The organism is Paracoccus sp. Arc7-R13 (genome assembly GCF_004010775.1).
Taxonomy (GTDB): domain Bacteria; phylum Pseudomonadota; class Alphaproteobacteria; order Rhodobacterales; family Rhodobacteraceae; genus Paracoccus; species Paracoccus marcusii.
In genome coordinates this window covers 240,926-254,067 of record NZ_CP034810.1, presented here as the reverse complement: position 1 = coordinate 254,067, position 13,142 = coordinate 240,926, and the positions used below count along the sequence as shown (strand labels likewise).

Below are 13,142 nucleotides of genomic sequence, written 5' to 3'. Positions count from 1 at the left end.
GACAAGCAGGAGAATGCGATGAGCGATGACACCGTCATCACCGATCTGGTCGGCCGCGTGCGCAAGGGGGCCGAGGGCGACAAGGTCAGCGTCGGACAGATCGCCGAGGCCCTGGGCCAGGATTCGCTGCCCCCCAACCTGATGATCCCGGCCTTTGCGGTGGCGTCGCCCCTGTCGGGCGTGCCGCTGTTCTCCAGCATCTGCGGCCTGCTGATCGCGCTGGTGTCGGCGCAGATGCTGATCGGTCGCGATCACGTCTGGCTGCCGGGCTTCCTGATGCGGCGGCAGGTGTCCGGCGACCGGTTGCGCAAGGCGCTTGACTGGATGGAGAAGCCCGCGCGGTTCCTGGACCGGGTCAGCCACGAGCGGCTGACCCCGCTGGTGCGCCGGCCCATGCGCTGGATCGTGCAGGGAATCTGCCTGTGCTGCGGGCTGGTGATGCCGCTGCTGGAATTCATTCCCTTCACCTCGTCGCTGATGGGCGTGGTGGTCAGCCTGCTGGCGTTCGGCCTGCTGGCGCGGGACGGGGTCTTCGTGCTGCTGGGGTTCCTGGCGATCGGCGGGGTGGTCACGCTGGTCCTGACCCTGATGCCCTGAGCGAGGAGCGGTCGGCCGGGGCATCGAGCCCCGGCCGACCGCTGCCGCGGCACGGGCCCAAGGCCCGCGACGCGACATGGCGCCCCCGTCAGGCGGGCTTGATCTTGTCCGCGGTTCCGCCGGCAAAGGCCGCCAGGCGGTCGCGGGCCTCGGCCTGGGTGTTCACGACGCCGGCCACGGCGGCCTCGGCATAGGCGGCGTCCAGCGCGCTCATGTTCTGCATGTGGCTGATGGCCGAGCAGATGGCAAAGTTCGACAGCGGCGGGTTCTGCGCGGCCTTGCGCGCGATCTGCAGGGCGTGGGCCGCCGGGTCGTCGACCATGTACTGGCACAGGCCCACCGACACGGCCTCGTCTCCGCGGTACAGGCGGCCGGACAGCATCATGTCGATCATCCGCGCCTTGCCGATCAGGTCGGCCACGCGGATCGTGGCGCCGCCGCCCGTGAACAGGCCGCGCTGCCCCTCTGGGAGGCCGAAATAGGTGCCGGGCCCCGCCACGCGGATATGCGCGGCGCTGGCCAGTTCCAGCCCGCCGCCCACGACCGCCCCCTGCAGGACGGCGATGACCGGCACGCCGCCATATTCCATCCGGTTGAACGCATCGTGCCAGCGCAGGCAGACCTGCATGAAATCGGCGGCGCTGCGATCCTCGCGGTGGTGTTCCACCAGGTCCAGCCCCGCGCAGAAATGATCGCCCGCCGCGTCCAGGATCGCGGCGCGCACGCCTGCGCGCGGCAGGGTGGTGAAGATGTCGATCAGCTCCTCGATGGTGGCCAGGTCCAGCGCGTTGCGCTTGGCCGGGCGGTTCAGGGTGACGCGGGCGATGCCCTCGTCATCCACCGCCAGCAGGATGTTCGACAGCCTCAGATCCGCGATGTCGCGCATGTCCGGTTCCCTCCCTTGAACGTGCGCGTCCGGGGATAGCCCGCCCCGCCGCCTGCGTCGAGGCGAAGTTCGCCGTTGGCAAACGCGTGCGAAAGGATCACCCTTGGACCATCCATCCAGGGAGGGATGCACCATGAAGGACCTGACCGCCGCCGCGACCAACGCGGCAACCGCCGCCCGCCGCCGCGCCGCCATGGCCCGCGGCGTGGGCGTGATGACCGACCATTTCGCGGCACATGCCGAAAACGCCACCGTCACCGACATCGAGGGCAACCGCCTGATCGATTTCGCCGCCGGCATCGCGGTCGTGAACACCGGCCACCGCCACCCCCGCGTGATCGAGGCCGTGCGCGCCCAGCTGGACGCGTTCACGCATACCTGCCACCAGGTTCTGCCCTATGAGAACTATGTCCGCCTGGCCGAGCGCCTGAACGACGCCACCCCCGGCGATTTCGCCAAGAAGACGATCTTTATCACCACCGGAGCCGAGGCCTGCGAGAACGCGGTCAAGATCGCCCGCGCGGCCACGAAACGCGATGCGGTGATCGCCTTCACCGGCGCGTTCCACGGGCGGACCTTCATGGGCATGACGCTGACCGGCAAGGTCGTCCCCTACAAGAAGGGCTTCGGCGGCATGATGCCCGACGTCTTCCACGCGCCCTTCCCCTGCCCGCTGCATGGGGTCACCACCGAAGACAGCCTTGCCGCCATCGACAAGCTGTTCAAGGCCGACCTGGACCCCGCCCGCGTCGCCGCCATCGTGTTCGAGCCGGTGCAGGGCGAGGGGGGCTTCTATCCCGCGCCCACCGATTTCGTCGTGGCGATCCGCGCGCTGTGCGACCGGCATGGCATCTTGATGATCGCGGACGAGGTGCAGACCGGGTTCGCCCGCACCGGCCGCCTGTTCGCGATGGAGCATCACGGCGTTGCCGCCGACCTGGTGACCATGGCCAAGGGGCTGGGCGGCGGGCTGCCCATCGCCGCGGTGACCGGCCGGGCCGAGATCATGGATGCGGCCGAGCCGGGGGGTTTGGGCGGCACCTATGGCGGCAATCCCCTGGGCATTGCTGCGGGCCTGGCGGTGCTGGACGTGATCGAGGGGGAGGGCCTGTGCGAACGCGCCGACCGCCTGGGCGCGGCGCTGAAGGCGCGGCTGGAGGCGATACGGCCCCGCATGCCGGAACTGGCCGACATCCGGGGCCCGGGCTTCATGGTCGCGGCCGAGTTCATCGGGCCGGACGGGCCCGATGCGGGCCTGACCGCGCGGGTGCGCGAACAGGCGCTGGCGCGGGGGCTCCTGCTGCTGACCTGCGGGGTGCATGGCAACGTGATCCGCTTCCTGGCGCCAATCACCATCCCGGACGACCAATTCGCGCAGGCGCTGGACATCCTGGAGGAGGCGATGCTGGCAGCGCGGGACTAGGCCCCGATCATCAGGATCAGCGCGGGGATGGTCAGGATGCTGGCCGCGGTCGAGATCAGGATCGCGGTCGACACCCGCTGCTGCGCCAGCCCGAAATGCTGGGCCAGGATATAGACGTTGCCCGCGACCGGCAGGCCCGCCGCGACCACCATGACTCCTGCCGACACGGGATCGACCCCGAAGGCCCAGGCCGCCAGCCCCACCGCGGCCGGATGAAGGATCAGCTTGGCCCCCGAAAGCCAGGCCGACGGGGCCAGCCGCGCCAAGCTGCGCCCCGCCAGGCTGGCGCCGATGGCGAACAGCGCGCCCGGCGTGGCGGCGGCCCCCAGGATCGACAGGAATTCGTCCAGGGGGGCGGGCATGGGCAGGCGCAGCCCGCCCCAGGACAGGCCCGCGACCATCGCCAGGATCATCGGGTTGGCCGCGATCCCCCGCAGCACCGGCACAATCGCGGCGACGCCGACCCCGCCATTGCGCGAGGCATGCACGATCAGCGTGATCAACGTGGAAAAGACCAGCATGTCGATGATCAGCACCATCAGCACCGGCCCGATCGCCGCCGGCCCCAGCAGCACGACCAGCATCGGCACGCCCAGAAAGCCGGTGTTGCCGATCATGCAGCACTGCGCCTCCATCGCGGCCTCGGCCAGGCCCAGGCCGCGGGCGCGCGCGACCCACAGGCCCACGGCCCAGACCGCCGACGATCCCGACAGATAGGCCAGCACGAAGCGCAGATCGAACAGCCGACCCAGATCGACCCCCGCGGCAAAGCGGAACAGCATCGCCGACAGCGCGAAATAGAACACGAACTTCGTCAGCCAGGCCGCGCCCTGGGCGGGAAAGAACCGCGTGGCGGCGGCGACCCAGCCTAGCCCGATCAGGGCAAAGAAGGGCAGGGTCTTGAGCAGGATCTCGGTCATCTGGCCCCCGGGCGGGGGCCGTCAGCCCGATCCGATCAGCACCCCAACGGCCAGCACCAGACCACCGCCCACGACGACTTGCAAGACGGCCCGCCAGAAGGGCGTCTGCATCCAGCGGTTCTGGATCCAGGCGATGGCCCACAGCTCGACGAAGACGACGATGATGGCGATGGTGGTGGCGGTCCAGAAATCCGGAATCAGATAGGGCAGGGCGTGCCCCATCCCGCCCACGGTGGTCATCACCCCCGACGACAGTCCGCGCTTCAGCGGCGATCCACGCCCCGACACCACGCCGTCATCGGATGCGGCCTCGGTAAAGCCCATGCTGATGCCTGCGCCGATGCTGGCGGCGGCGCCCACCAGGAAGGTCGTCCAGGGGTTCTGCGTGGCAAACGCCACCGCAAAGATCGGCGCCAGGGTCGACACGCTGCCGTCCATCAGCCCCGCCAGCCCCGGCTGGACCCAGGTCAGGACGAAATCGCGATGGGCGACGGCATCCTCCTCGGCGCGGGCATCGGCGGGCAGCAGCTGTTCGGTCAGCTCGTGGGCGCGGTTCTCGTGGCCGCGCTCGGCGGCGGCCAGATCGCCCAGCAGCTTGCGCGTGCCGGCGTCCTGGCTGACCTGGGCGGCATGGGCATAGAACTCGGCCGCGTCGCGTTCCATGCCCGCGGCCTCGGCGCGGATGCGGTCCAGCGACAGGTTCTCGATCATCCAGGCGGGGCGGCGGGTGACATAGCCCGCGACATGTTCGCGGCGGATCACGGCGATGGCGTCACCCCACCGGCGCTGGTGCATGTCCAGCAGCAGGCGACGGTGGCCGTCCTCCTCGGCGCTCATGGCGTCGAACACGGCGGCGCTGGCGGGATAGTCCTTGCGCAGGAACGCCGCCCAGTTGCGATAGATGCGCGCGTCATCCTCCTCGGAGGCGATGGCCAGGGCCACGATCTCTTGCTCTGTCAACTCCGACAGGCGCTTGCGCGAGGGCAGGAAGGGCATGGTCATCGTCGGTGCTCAACTCTCTTCGGGGGCAGGATCGGCTGCCTGTCCGGTCGCGGGGCCGCGCCTGACCGTGAATTCCGTGACGCCGTCGCCCAGATCGCGCATCCCGATCATGGCATGCCCGGCCTGCCCGCAGAAATGCGGCACATCGACCATCGCCATGTCGTCCGTCGCGATCAGCCGTATGGTCGCCCCCGCAGGCATCGCCAGCAGCGCCTTGCGCAGGCGCAGCACCGGCAGGGGACACAGCAGCCCCCGCGCGTCCAGGTCCGTCACGACGCCGCCGCGAATCGGTCCAGGCACCAGGACCGCAGCTGGTCGGGCCGGATCCGCACCGCCAGATCGCCCGCGAAATCCAGGAACGCCGCCTGCTGCTGGCGCGGCACGTAGAGGATCACCGGCTGCCCGTCGGCCACCGCCTGGCCGATCAGGTCACGAAAGCCGCGGCCCATCGCCTCCTGCCGGCCGAACTTGGGGATCACCACCAGGCCCGCGCCGGCCAGGCGGGGCGCGGTGCGCGCCACCGCCTCCTCGAGCGCGCCGGTATCCAGCCTGCAGCCCTGCGCCCCCGGCCCAAGCGACTGAGAGATGCGGACCGGATCGCCGGGATCGCCCAGCACGATCATCTCCATGTCGCAGGCGCAGTCGGGGCCCAGGTCCAGGTTGCGCTGCACCGCCCCCGCCACGGGCAGGCCGCGCGCGCGCAGGTCCGCCGCCAGCGCCTCCAGCGCCAGGTCGGCCGCGCCGGGCGTCGTGTCGGTGTCGTTCGTGAACCAAGCCAGCATGCCGACCCCCTATACGCCGCTGTCCAGCGCGAATTTCATCAAGCCGTTGATCCCGTCCACGCCCAGCTTCTTCTTGAGCGCCGACGAGGTGTTGGCCGCGGTCTTGTAGCTGACGCCCAGCTGATCCGCGATGGCCTGCAGCGCATGCCCCTGTCCGATCAGGGCCAGGACCTGGCGTTCGCGGTCCGACAGCGCGCCCAGGGGGTCGCCCGCGGCGCCCGCGCGCAGCGTGGCCAGCGCCATCGCCTGCTTGGGGGCCAGATAGAACTCTCCGGCCTCCAGCGTGCGCACGGCGTCGCGGAAATCGGACGGCGGGGCGTTCTTGGACAGGAACCCCTGCGCGCCCGCCTGCAGGGCACGGGCGGCAAAGCCGGTCTGGTCGTTCATCGAGAAGACCAGGATGCGCGCGTCGGGTGCGGCGGCCAGCAGCGGGGCGACCAGGTCCAGGCCACCCGCGCCGGGCAGGCTGATGTCCAGGACGATCAGGTCGGGGGCGGGGTCGCGGGTCAGCTGGTCCAGCGCCTCCTCTCCGGACATGGCCTGGCCCACCGGGTCATAGCCCAGATCGCGCAGCAGGCGGCTGGCGCCCAGATGGGTGATCGGGTGGTCGTCGATGACCAAGGCGCGTTTCGTCACGGGGTCGTCCTGTCCTCAGTGCTGGCGGTCGTCAGGGCTGTCCGGCCTGCCGGGGCAGGTCCGCGATCAGGCGCGTGCCGGGCGACCCGGCCTCGAGGCGCAGGGTGCCGCCCAGCAGGGTGATGCGTTCGCGCATGCCCGTCAGGCCGGTCCCCTCGCGCCGGTCGGGGGCCATGCCCACGCCGTCATCGGCCAGCACCATGCGCCAATGCGCCGGATCGGTCCAGAGCCGGATGTCCACCCGGTCCGCCCGGGCATGGCGCAGGGCGTTCGTTGTGCCCTCCTGCAGGATGCGGAACAGGGTCAGGGCGGTGGCCTCGTCGGGCTCGGGCAGGCCCGCGGCCATGTCCAGCGCAAAGCGGGTGCCCGGAAAGCGGCGGTTAAGATCGGCCACGTAATCCGCCAGCACCGTGGCCAAAGGCAGCTGTCCCACCGCCATCGGGCGCAGATCGTCCAGCAGGGTGCGGTTCACGCGGGCGATCTGTTCCGCGATCGCCGCGATCTGGTCGGCCGATGCGGCGGTCGCGGGGTCGGGCGCCGCCTCGCGCAGCGCATCGGCCTCGACCCGCAGGCCGAACAGGCATGGGCCCATCTCGTCGTGCAGGTCGCGGGCGATTGCCTTTCGTTCGGCGTCCGCGCGGGCGATCACCTGGTGCTGCAGGCGGGTGCGGTCGGTGCGGGCCTGTTCCAGCGCCTGCGCCAGCCGGTCGGCATGGGTGGCCAGCGCCGCCAGGTCGGGATGGGGCAGCGGGCCGATGCGGCTGTCCAGGTCGCCCCGCGTCATGTCGGACAGGCGCGCGGCGATGGTCGCGACCGGGCGCAACCCCTGCGCCAATGCCCCGGCGATCAGCGCCGCCTGCAGGACGGCCGCCGCCGCCGCCAGCGCCATCAGGTCGCGGATGTCGCGCCAGGCGCGGGCGATCTCCTCGGCCGGGTCGCCGGTGATCAGCACATAGCCGCGCGGGCGGCCGTCGATCACCACCGGCAGGCGGGTCTCCTGGGGGTCGGGGGCGACCAGGGCCGCGAACCAGCCGGGTGCGCGCAGCGCCGGGTCGGGCGGACCCGCGGGCTGGCGCAGCGTGCCGTCCAGCGCGTTCAGGATGCCGATGCGGGCATGGCGGGGTTCGGTCAGCCGTTCGGGCAGCCGCGCCATGATGCGGTCGGGCGGCACGGCCCCCTGCATCGTGCCAATCGTGGCCAGCACCAGGTTGCGCGCCGTCTCGGCGCCCATGCGCGTTTCGGTGGCGATGTCGCGGCGCAGCCGGTCCAGGCTGCCCAGGGCCAGCAGCGCGATCAGGCCCAGTTGGACGATCAGGATCAGCGTCAGGATGCGGGTGCGCAGCGTCATGGCGCGACAGTGCCGCCAAGCGGTTGCCGGGGCAATGGTCCGCGTCCCCGCCGCAATCGTCGCGGCGGTGAACGGGCGGGCTTTCCTGTCCCGACGGCCCCGCGTAAGGATATGCGGATGAGCGATTATGACGATCTGTCGGCCCGCATCCGGGCCCTGTGTGCGGGCGAGACCGACGAGGTCGCGCTGATGGCGACCGTCGCCTGCGAACTGCATCATTCCGACGACCGGTTCGACTGGACCGGCTTCTATCGCGTGGTGGGCCCCGAGCTGCTGAAGATCGGGCCCTATCAGGGCGGGCACGGCTGCCTGGTCATCCCGTTCTCGCGCGGGGTCTGCGGGGCGGCGGCGCGCACGCGAACGGTTCAGATCGTGCCCGATGTCGAGGCCTTCCCGGGCCACATCGCCTGTTCCAGCAGCACCCGATCCGAGATCGTGCTGCCTGTCCTGGGCGCGGGCGGGCGGCTGATCGGGGTGCTGGACATCGACAGCGACCGCCCGGATGCCTTTGGTCAGGCCGACGCGGATGCGTTGACGGCGATTCTGGCGGACGCCTTCGGGCATCTGTGATCACGATGGGGATGGCAGCAGGATGATCTGGGACACCTTGGCGAACATTCCTGTGGGACAGCTGACCGCGTTCATCGCGGGCGGGCTGGTCCTGAACTTTGCGCCCGGTCAGGACGTGTTCTTCGCCAGCGCCTGCGGCATCCAGGGCGGGCCGCGCGCCGGGGCCTGGGCCGGGTTCGGCGTGGGCCTGGGCGTGCTGATGCACGTGGCGCTGGCGACCGTGGGCCTGGGCGCGATCGTCGCCGCCCATCCCGAAGCGTTGCGCGCCATCAAATACGCGGGCGCGGCCTATCTGCTGTGGCTGGCGTGGAAAAGCTGGCGGTCGGGCGACATCGACCCGTCGGCCCGGGGCAGCGTCAGGGTCTGGAACATCATCCGCCGCGGGTTCCTGTCCAACGCGCTGAACCCCAAGCCGGTCCTGTTCCTGCTGGCCTTCCTGCCGCAGTTCACCAACCCCGCCTGGGGCCCGGTCTGGCAGCAGATCCTGGGCCTGGGGCTGATCTTCGCATTCACGGGGACGCTGGTGACCATGGGATACGGCATCGTCGGCGGGATCGCAGGCGGGGTGATCGGCAAGCGGCTGGGGATGGTCAACAAGATCGCCGCCGTCATGTTCGCGGGGCTGGCGCTGCGCCTCGTCTGGAAATGACCGAATTCGTCTATGCCCCGCCGCCGGACATCCCGGTGGTCCTGCATGCCGACGACCACGTGCTGGTGGTGGACAAGCAGGCGGGGTTGCTGTCGGTGCCGGGGCGCGGCGAGGATCGGGCCGACTGCCTGATCGCCCGCCTGCGCGAAGCGTTTCCCACCGTGCTGCTGGTGCATCGGCTGGATTTGGACACGTCGGGTGTGATGGTCTTTGCCTTGACCCCGCAGGCGCAGCGCGACCTGTCCAAGCAGTTCGAGGATCGGCTGACCAAGAAGGTCTATGTCGCGCGGCTCTCGGGCCGCCTGCAGCCGGAGACCGGTCGGGTCGACCTGCCGCTGATCGTGGACTGGCCGAACCGGCCCCGCCAGAAGGTCGACCATGGCGCTGGTCGGCCCGCCCAGACCGACTGGCGCGTTGTCCGCGCGACCGATGCGGAAACACGGGTGCGCCTGATGCCCGTCACAGGGCGCAGCCACCAACTGCGGGTGCACATGGCGTCCCTGGGCCACCCGATTCTGGGCGATCCGCTTTATGCGACGGGGACGGCCGCCGACCATCCCCGCCTGATGCTGCATGCCGAAAGCCTGCGGTTCCGCCACCCCGACACCGGGGTGCAGACAGGGTTTTCGGCCAAGGTGCCGTTCTAGGCGTCCGCCTCGGCATACCACGGTGCCACGACGACCTGCGTGCCCGACCCGCCCTCGGCCACCAAGGCCGTGAACGCGTCCAGGTCGCTGCCCCGGTGGTGGTACGGATAGACCACGTCGGGGGCAAAGGCCGTGACCGCCGCCGCCGCCTGATCCACCGACATCGTATAGGGCAGGTTCATCGGCAGGAACGCCACATGGATGTCGGTCAGGGCGCGCAGTTCGGGCGTATCCTCGGTATCGCCGGCGATCAGGAAGCGCTGGCCACCGATGGTCAGGATATAGCCGTTGTCGCGGCCCTGCGGATGGTTCTGCAGCCGGTCCTCGGTGATGTTGTAGGCGGGGATGGCCTCGATCGGCAGGCCCAGGGCCTCTCCGCTGTCGCCATTGGCCATCGTCGTGGTGCGTTCGGCCATGGCGGCAGGCAGCATCCCGGCCACGGCGGGGTTGGCGATCATCGGCACCTCGGGCAGGGCGTCCAGCGTCGGCTGGTCGTAATGGTCGCCGTGTTCATGGGTGATCAGGATCAGGTCGGGCGCAGGCAGGTCGGCATAGGCCTCGGCCCCGCCGACCGGATCGACATAGATCACCCCCGCGGGCGTCTCCAGGACCATGCTGGCGTGATCGACGGGGTGGATCACGACCTCTCCACCCTCGACCGCATGGCGAAAGCCGGCGTCCTGCGCGCGGGCGGCGCGGGGCAGGACCAAGGCGGGCAGGACGGCAGTGCCCATCAGGGCTGCGGCCAGTTTCAGTCCGGTGCGACGGGTCAGGTGCATGCTGGCTCCTGCGGAACGGGGGAAAGAAAGGCCAACCCCGGCAGCGTGCCGGGGGTTCCGGCCTGTGCTTGCGGCGCATTGCCGCGTGACCTACAGCTTGGGGCGCAAGCCATGGCAGGGGATCGGGATGACACATCTGTGGGTCAGGGCGGAAAGCCGCCCGAACGAGGATCGCGTGGGCATCACCCCGGACGGGGTCGCCGCGCTGATCGGGCAGGGCATGCGCGTCACGGTCGAGGACAGCCCCCGCCGGATCATCCCGACCGACGCCTATGCCAAGGCCGGCGCGGCCATCACCCCCGAGGGCAGCTGGCCCACCGCGCCCGACAACGCCATCGTCTTCGGCCTCAAGGAGCTGCCCGAGGACGGCACTCCCCTGCGCCATCGCCATGTGATGTTCGGCCACGCCTTCAAGGGCCAGCCCGCGGGTCGGGTGCTGCTGGACCGGTTCCGGGCCGGGGGCGGGGCGCTGTATGACCTAGAATATCTGACCGACGACACGGGGCGCAGGCTGGCGGCCTTCGGGTACTGGGCGGGCTATGCGGGGGCGGCGGTGTCGCTGATGGCCTGGGCCGCGCAGCAGTCGGGCGGCATCTGCGGCCCGGTGGCCGCCTATCCCGACCGGCACCACCTGCTGGACGACCTGCGGGCGCGGCTGGACGCCACCGGCCGCCCGCGTCCGCTGACCATCGTCATCGGCGCCAAGGGCCGCGTTGGCAGCGGCGCGGCCGACCTGCTGACCGCGATGGGCGTCACCGTGACCGGGTGGGACATGACCGAGACCGCCCATGGCGGCCCCTTCCCCGAGGTGCTGATGCACGATGTCTTCGTCAATGCGATCCTGGCCCATCCCGGCGCCCCGGTCTTCGTGCCCGCCGATGCCGTGGCGCCGGGCCGTGCGCTGAGCGTTATCGGCGACGTGGCCTGCGACCCGACCAGCGATTTTTCCCCGATCAAGGTCTATGACCGCACCACCACTTGGGACGCGCCGGTCCTGCGGGTGGCGGATGCGCCAGTGCTGGACGTGATGGCGATCGACAACCTGCCCTCGATGCTGCCGCGTGAAAGCAGCGAGGATTACGCGGCCCAGCTGCTGCCCGTGCTGCAGGGGCTGGACGACCTTGACGCGGGCGCCTGGGGCCGGGCGGGTGCGTTGTTTCGCGATCATCGCGACGCGCGCTGACATGGGCGCCGTCACGGCCGCCTGACAGGGACGTGTTGCCGCAGGGGGGAACGCCGGGCCGTGTCACGAATTGGGCAGGGTATTCACCGGATCGGAGGACCCCATGACGCGCCGTACGACGACAAGCCTGACCACCCTTGCCGCCACAGGATTCCTGGCCTCGATGGCCGCGGCGCAGGGTTTCAACGATGCTGCCCCCAACGGGGCCGCCTATGACCAGAAGCCCGCCTTCGAAGGCCAGACCCGCGCGCCCATGCTGGACAGCACCGGCCTGCAGCAGCAGGTCCTGGTCGAGGGGCTGGAGCATCCCTGGGGCCTGCAGGAATTGCCCGACGGGAACTGGCTGATTACCGAACGCCCCGGCCGGATGCGCATCTATACCACCGACGGTACCTTGTCCGAACCCATTCAGGGCCTGCCCGAGGTCGATGCCCGCGACCAGGGCGGCCTGCACGACGTGTCCGTCGCGGACGATTTCGCCGACACCCGCCGCGTCTGGTGGACCTATGCCGAACCGCGCGGCGACGGCACGAACGCCACCGCCGTCGCGACCGGTATCCTATCCGAGGACGGCACCATGATGGACGATGTCCAGCGCATCTGGCAGCAGCAGCCGGCATGGGCCTCGACCAAGCATTTCGGCGCGCGGATCGTGCATGACGGCGAAGGCCACATCTTTGTCGGCCTGGGCGAACGCAGCGACCCCGAACCCCGCCAATACGCCCAGGACCCGCAGGCGACATTGGGCAAGATCATCCGCATCAACGCCACCGACGGCGCCCCGGCCGGGGCCGGAATCGAGGGCGCGCTGCCCGAGATCTGGTCCATCGGTCATCGCAACATCCAGGGCGCCGCGATGGGCCCTGACGGCCAGCTGTGGATGAACGAGCACGGCCCCAAGGGCGGTGACGAGCTGAACGCCGTCGATGGCGGCCTGAACTATGGCTGGCCCCTGGCCACCTACGGCACCGACTATAGCGGGGCTCAGATGGGCGCGACCCAGGTCGAGGGTACCGAACAGCCGGTCTATTACTGGGATCCGTCGCCCGCGATCAGCGGCATGGCCTTCTATGACGGCGACATGTTCCCCAACTGGCAGGGCGACGCGCTGATCGGCGGGTTGCGGTCGGGCGACATCATCCGACTGGAACTTGACGGCACCAGCGTGACCGGAGAGGCGCGCCTGGCCCAGGGCATCGGCCGCGTCCGCGAGGTCGAGGTTGCCCAGGATGGCGCCCTGGTCGTCATCACCGACGAGGAGAACGGCCGTCTGGTTCGCCTGACCCCGGAAGGCTGATCCGGCCACAATCGGTCCTGGGGCGGTCCTGCGGGGCCGCCCTTCGTCATACCGGACGCTGCAGGTCGTCCTCGATGTCGCCGGGAGAGATGCCCAGCCCCTCCAGCCCGGCCTCCAGCAGATCGGCCAGTCGGGGTTCGCCCATCAGGTAATCCTCGGTCGGGATGGTCCGTTCGATCCGGGCGGTGCGGATCGCCTCCTCCAGTTCGGACGGCTCAAAGCTGTCGCGCCCGATCCACATCACCGCGACCAGGCTGGCCTGCTCATCCTCGTTCAGGCCCGCGATGAAGTCGTGCAGTTCGGACCGGGTGCCATGCTGGCGTCCGCTGCCCTGATGGGCCCAGGGATTCACGCCGCTTTCGTAATCGCGGGCGCGGATGATCACATGGGCGATCTTGTCGACGGCAATCTGCAGCATCGCGG

General features: G+C 70.3%; 16 protein-coding genes. 7 read left to right on the top strand and 9 right to left on the bottom strand.

Annotated elements, in window-relative coordinates; genetic code table 11:
* Positions 1-18: 18 nt before the first annotated feature.
* Positions 19-597, top strand: coding sequence for an exopolysaccharide biosynthesis protein (locus tag EOJ32_RS01270; protein WP_046000416.1), 579 nt, complete (start codon positions 19-21; stop codon positions 595-597).
* A gap of 88 nt (positions 598-685) precedes the next feature.
* Here the strand turns inward: EOJ32_RS01270 and EOJ32_RS01265 are convergent, their stop codons facing one another.
* Complete coding sequence (locus EOJ32_RS01265) at positions 686-1,483, bottom strand: crotonase/enoyl-CoA hydratase family protein (RefSeq protein WP_127897453.1); 798 nt, start codon at positions 1,481-1,483, stop codon at positions 686-688.
* A gap of 133 nt (positions 1,484-1,616) precedes the next feature.
* Between EOJ32_RS01265 and EOJ32_RS01260 the strand changes: the two genes are divergently transcribed.
* Positions 1,617-2,906 (top strand): 4-aminobutyrate--2-oxoglutarate transaminase, encoded by a 1,290-nt coding sequence (locus EOJ32_RS01260; protein ID WP_127897452.1) that lies wholly within the window; start codon positions 1,617-1,619, stop codon positions 2,904-2,906.
* On the opposite strand, the gene EOJ32_RS01255 is transcribed toward EOJ32_RS01260, so the two are convergent.
* Genes EOJ32_RS01255 through EOJ32_RS01230 form a run of 6 tightly spaced genes read right to left on the bottom strand, consistent with a single transcriptional unit; the run spans position 2,903 to position 7,594 of the window.
* Positions 2,903-3,826, bottom strand: a complete 924-nt coding sequence (locus EOJ32_RS01255; protein ID WP_127897451.1) for an AEC family transporter — start codon at positions 3,824-3,826, stop codon at positions 2,903-2,905. The genes EOJ32_RS01260 and EOJ32_RS01255 overlap by 4 nt on opposite strands.
* 21 nt (positions 3,827-3,847) lie before the next feature.
* On the bottom strand, positions 3,848-4,822 hold the full coding sequence (gene mbfA, locus EOJ32_RS01250) for an iron exporter MbfA (protein ID WP_127899244.1): 975 nt from the start codon (positions 4,820-4,822) through the stop codon (positions 3,848-3,850).
* A gap of 15 nt (positions 4,823-4,837) precedes the next feature.
* A complete protein-coding gene (locus EOJ32_RS01245) occupies positions 4,838-5,101 on the bottom strand; it encodes a sulfurtransferase TusA family protein (protein ID WP_341872761.1) in 264 nt (87 codons plus the stop codon).
* Positions 5,098-5,610: a DUF2478 domain-containing protein gene (locus EOJ32_RS01240; protein WP_046000411.1), complete on the bottom strand. Its 513-nt coding sequence runs from the start codon at positions 5,608-5,610 to the stop codon at positions 5,098-5,100. The genes EOJ32_RS01245 and EOJ32_RS01240 overlap by 4 nt, the downstream gene beginning before the upstream one ends.
* A gap of 9 nt (positions 5,611-5,619) precedes the next feature.
* Positions 5,620-6,246: a response regulator transcription factor gene (locus EOJ32_RS01235; RefSeq protein ID WP_046000410.1), complete on the bottom strand. Its 627-nt coding sequence runs from the start codon at positions 6,244-6,246 to the stop codon at positions 5,620-5,622.
* Positions 6,247-6,277: 31 nt separating this feature from the next.
* Complete coding sequence (locus EOJ32_RS01230; protein WP_127897449.1) at positions 6,278-7,594, bottom strand: histidine kinase; 1,317 nt, start codon at positions 7,592-7,594, stop codon at positions 6,278-6,280.
* Positions 7,595-7,711: 117 nt separating this feature from the next.
* Between EOJ32_RS01230 and EOJ32_RS01225 the strand changes: the two genes are divergently transcribed.
* Genes EOJ32_RS01225 through EOJ32_RS01215 form a run of 3 tightly spaced genes read left to right on the top strand, consistent with a single transcriptional unit; the run spans position 7,712 to position 9,460 of the window.
* Positions 7,712-8,164 (top strand): GAF domain-containing protein, encoded by a 453-nt coding sequence (locus EOJ32_RS01225; RefSeq protein ID WP_045982463.1) that lies wholly within the window; start codon positions 7,712-7,714, stop codon positions 8,162-8,164.
* Between the two features lie 22 nt (positions 8,165-8,186).
* The gene (locus EOJ32_RS01220) at positions 8,187-8,813 is read left to right on the top strand and encodes a LysE family translocator (protein WP_127897448.1); all 627 of its coding nucleotides are present in this window, start codon (positions 8,187-8,189) and stop codon (positions 8,811-8,813) included.
* Entirely contained in the window at positions 8,810-9,460 is a 651-nt protein-coding gene (locus tag EOJ32_RS01215) for a pseudouridine synthase (RefSeq protein WP_127897447.1), read from the top strand. Before EOJ32_RS01220 ends, EOJ32_RS01215 begins: the two co-directional genes overlap by 4 nt.
* On the opposite strand, the gene EOJ32_RS01210 is transcribed toward EOJ32_RS01215, so the two are convergent.
* On the bottom strand, positions 9,457-10,239 hold the full coding sequence (locus tag EOJ32_RS01210; protein ID WP_127897446.1) for an MBL fold metallo-hydrolase: 783 nt from the start codon (positions 10,237-10,239) through the stop codon (positions 9,457-9,459). The two genes, EOJ32_RS01215 and EOJ32_RS01210, sit on opposite strands and share 4 nt — an antisense overlap.
* A 127-nt stretch (positions 10,240-10,366) precedes the next feature.
* Between EOJ32_RS01210 and EOJ32_RS01205 the strand changes: the two genes are divergently transcribed.
* Positions 10,367-11,422, top strand: coding sequence for a saccharopine dehydrogenase (locus EOJ32_RS01205; RefSeq protein WP_127897445.1), 1,056 nt, complete (start codon positions 10,367-10,369; stop codon positions 11,420-11,422).
* Positions 11,423-11,525: 103 nt separating this feature from the next.
* Complete coding sequence (locus tag EOJ32_RS01200) at positions 11,526-12,719, top strand: PQQ-dependent sugar dehydrogenase (protein ID WP_127897444.1); 1,194 nt, start codon at positions 11,526-11,528, stop codon at positions 12,717-12,719.
* Positions 12,720-12,765: 46 nt separating this feature from the next.
* On the opposite strand, the gene EOJ32_RS01195 is transcribed toward EOJ32_RS01200, so the two are convergent.
* A complete protein-coding gene (locus tag EOJ32_RS01195) occupies positions 12,766-13,137 on the bottom strand; it encodes a DUF3775 domain-containing protein (RefSeq protein ID WP_127897443.1) in 372 nt (123 codons plus the stop codon).
* Positions 13,138-13,142 lie beyond the last annotated feature (5 nt).

Bases quoted from the DNA above. Each gene is read 5' to 3' on its own strand.
- EOJ32_RS01260 (WP_127897452.1), top strand. From the start codon at position 1,617: ATGAAGGACCTGACCGCCGCCGCGACCAACGCGGCAACCGCCGCCCGC.
- EOJ32_RS01270 (WP_046000416.1), top strand. From the start codon at position 19: ATGAGCGATGACACCGTCATCACCGATCTGGTCGGCCGCGTGCGCAAG.
- EOJ32_RS01200 (WP_127897444.1), top strand. From the start codon at position 11,526: ATGACGCGCCGTACGACGACAAGCCTGACCACCCTTGCCGCCACAGGA.
- EOJ32_RS01230 (WP_127897449.1), bottom strand. From the start codon at position 7,594: ATGACGCTGCGCACCCGCATCCTGACGCTGATCCTGATCGTCCAACTG.
- EOJ32_RS01220 (WP_127897448.1), top strand. From the start codon at position 8,187: ATGATCTGGGACACCTTGGCGAACATTCCTGTGGGACAGCTGACCGCG.
- EOJ32_RS01265 (WP_127897453.1), bottom strand. From the start codon at position 1,483: ATGCGCGACATCGCGGATCTGAGGCTGTCGAACATCCTGCTGGCGGTG.
- EOJ32_RS01210 (WP_127897446.1), bottom strand. From the start codon at position 10,239: ATGCACCTGACCCGTCGCACCGGACTGAAACTGGCCGCAGCCCTGATG.
- EOJ32_RS01225 (WP_045982463.1), top strand. From the start codon at position 7,712: ATGAGCGATTATGACGATCTGTCGGCCCGCATCCGGGCCCTGTGTGCG.
- EOJ32_RS01215 (WP_127897447.1), top strand. From the start codon at position 8,810: ATGACCGAATTCGTCTATGCCCCGCCGCCGGACATCCCGGTGGTCCTG.
- EOJ32_RS01205 (WP_127897445.1), top strand. From the start codon at position 10,367: ATGACACATCTGTGGGTCAGGGCGGAAAGCCGCCCGAACGAGGATCGC.
- EOJ32_RS01255 (WP_127897451.1), bottom strand. From the start codon at position 3,826: ATGACCGAGATCCTGCTCAAGACCCTGCCCTTCTTTGCCCTGATCGGG.
- EOJ32_RS01195 (WP_127897443.1), bottom strand. From the start codon at position 13,137: ATGCTGCAGATTGCCGTCGACAAGATCGCCCATGTGATCATCCGCGCC.
- mbfA (WP_127899244.1), bottom strand. From the start codon at position 4,822: ATGCCCTTCCTGCCCTCGCGCAAGCGCCTGTCGGAGTTGACAGAGCAA.
- EOJ32_RS01240 (WP_046000411.1), bottom strand. From the start codon at position 5,610: ATGCTGGCTTGGTTCACGAACGACACCGACACGACGCCCGGCGCGGCC.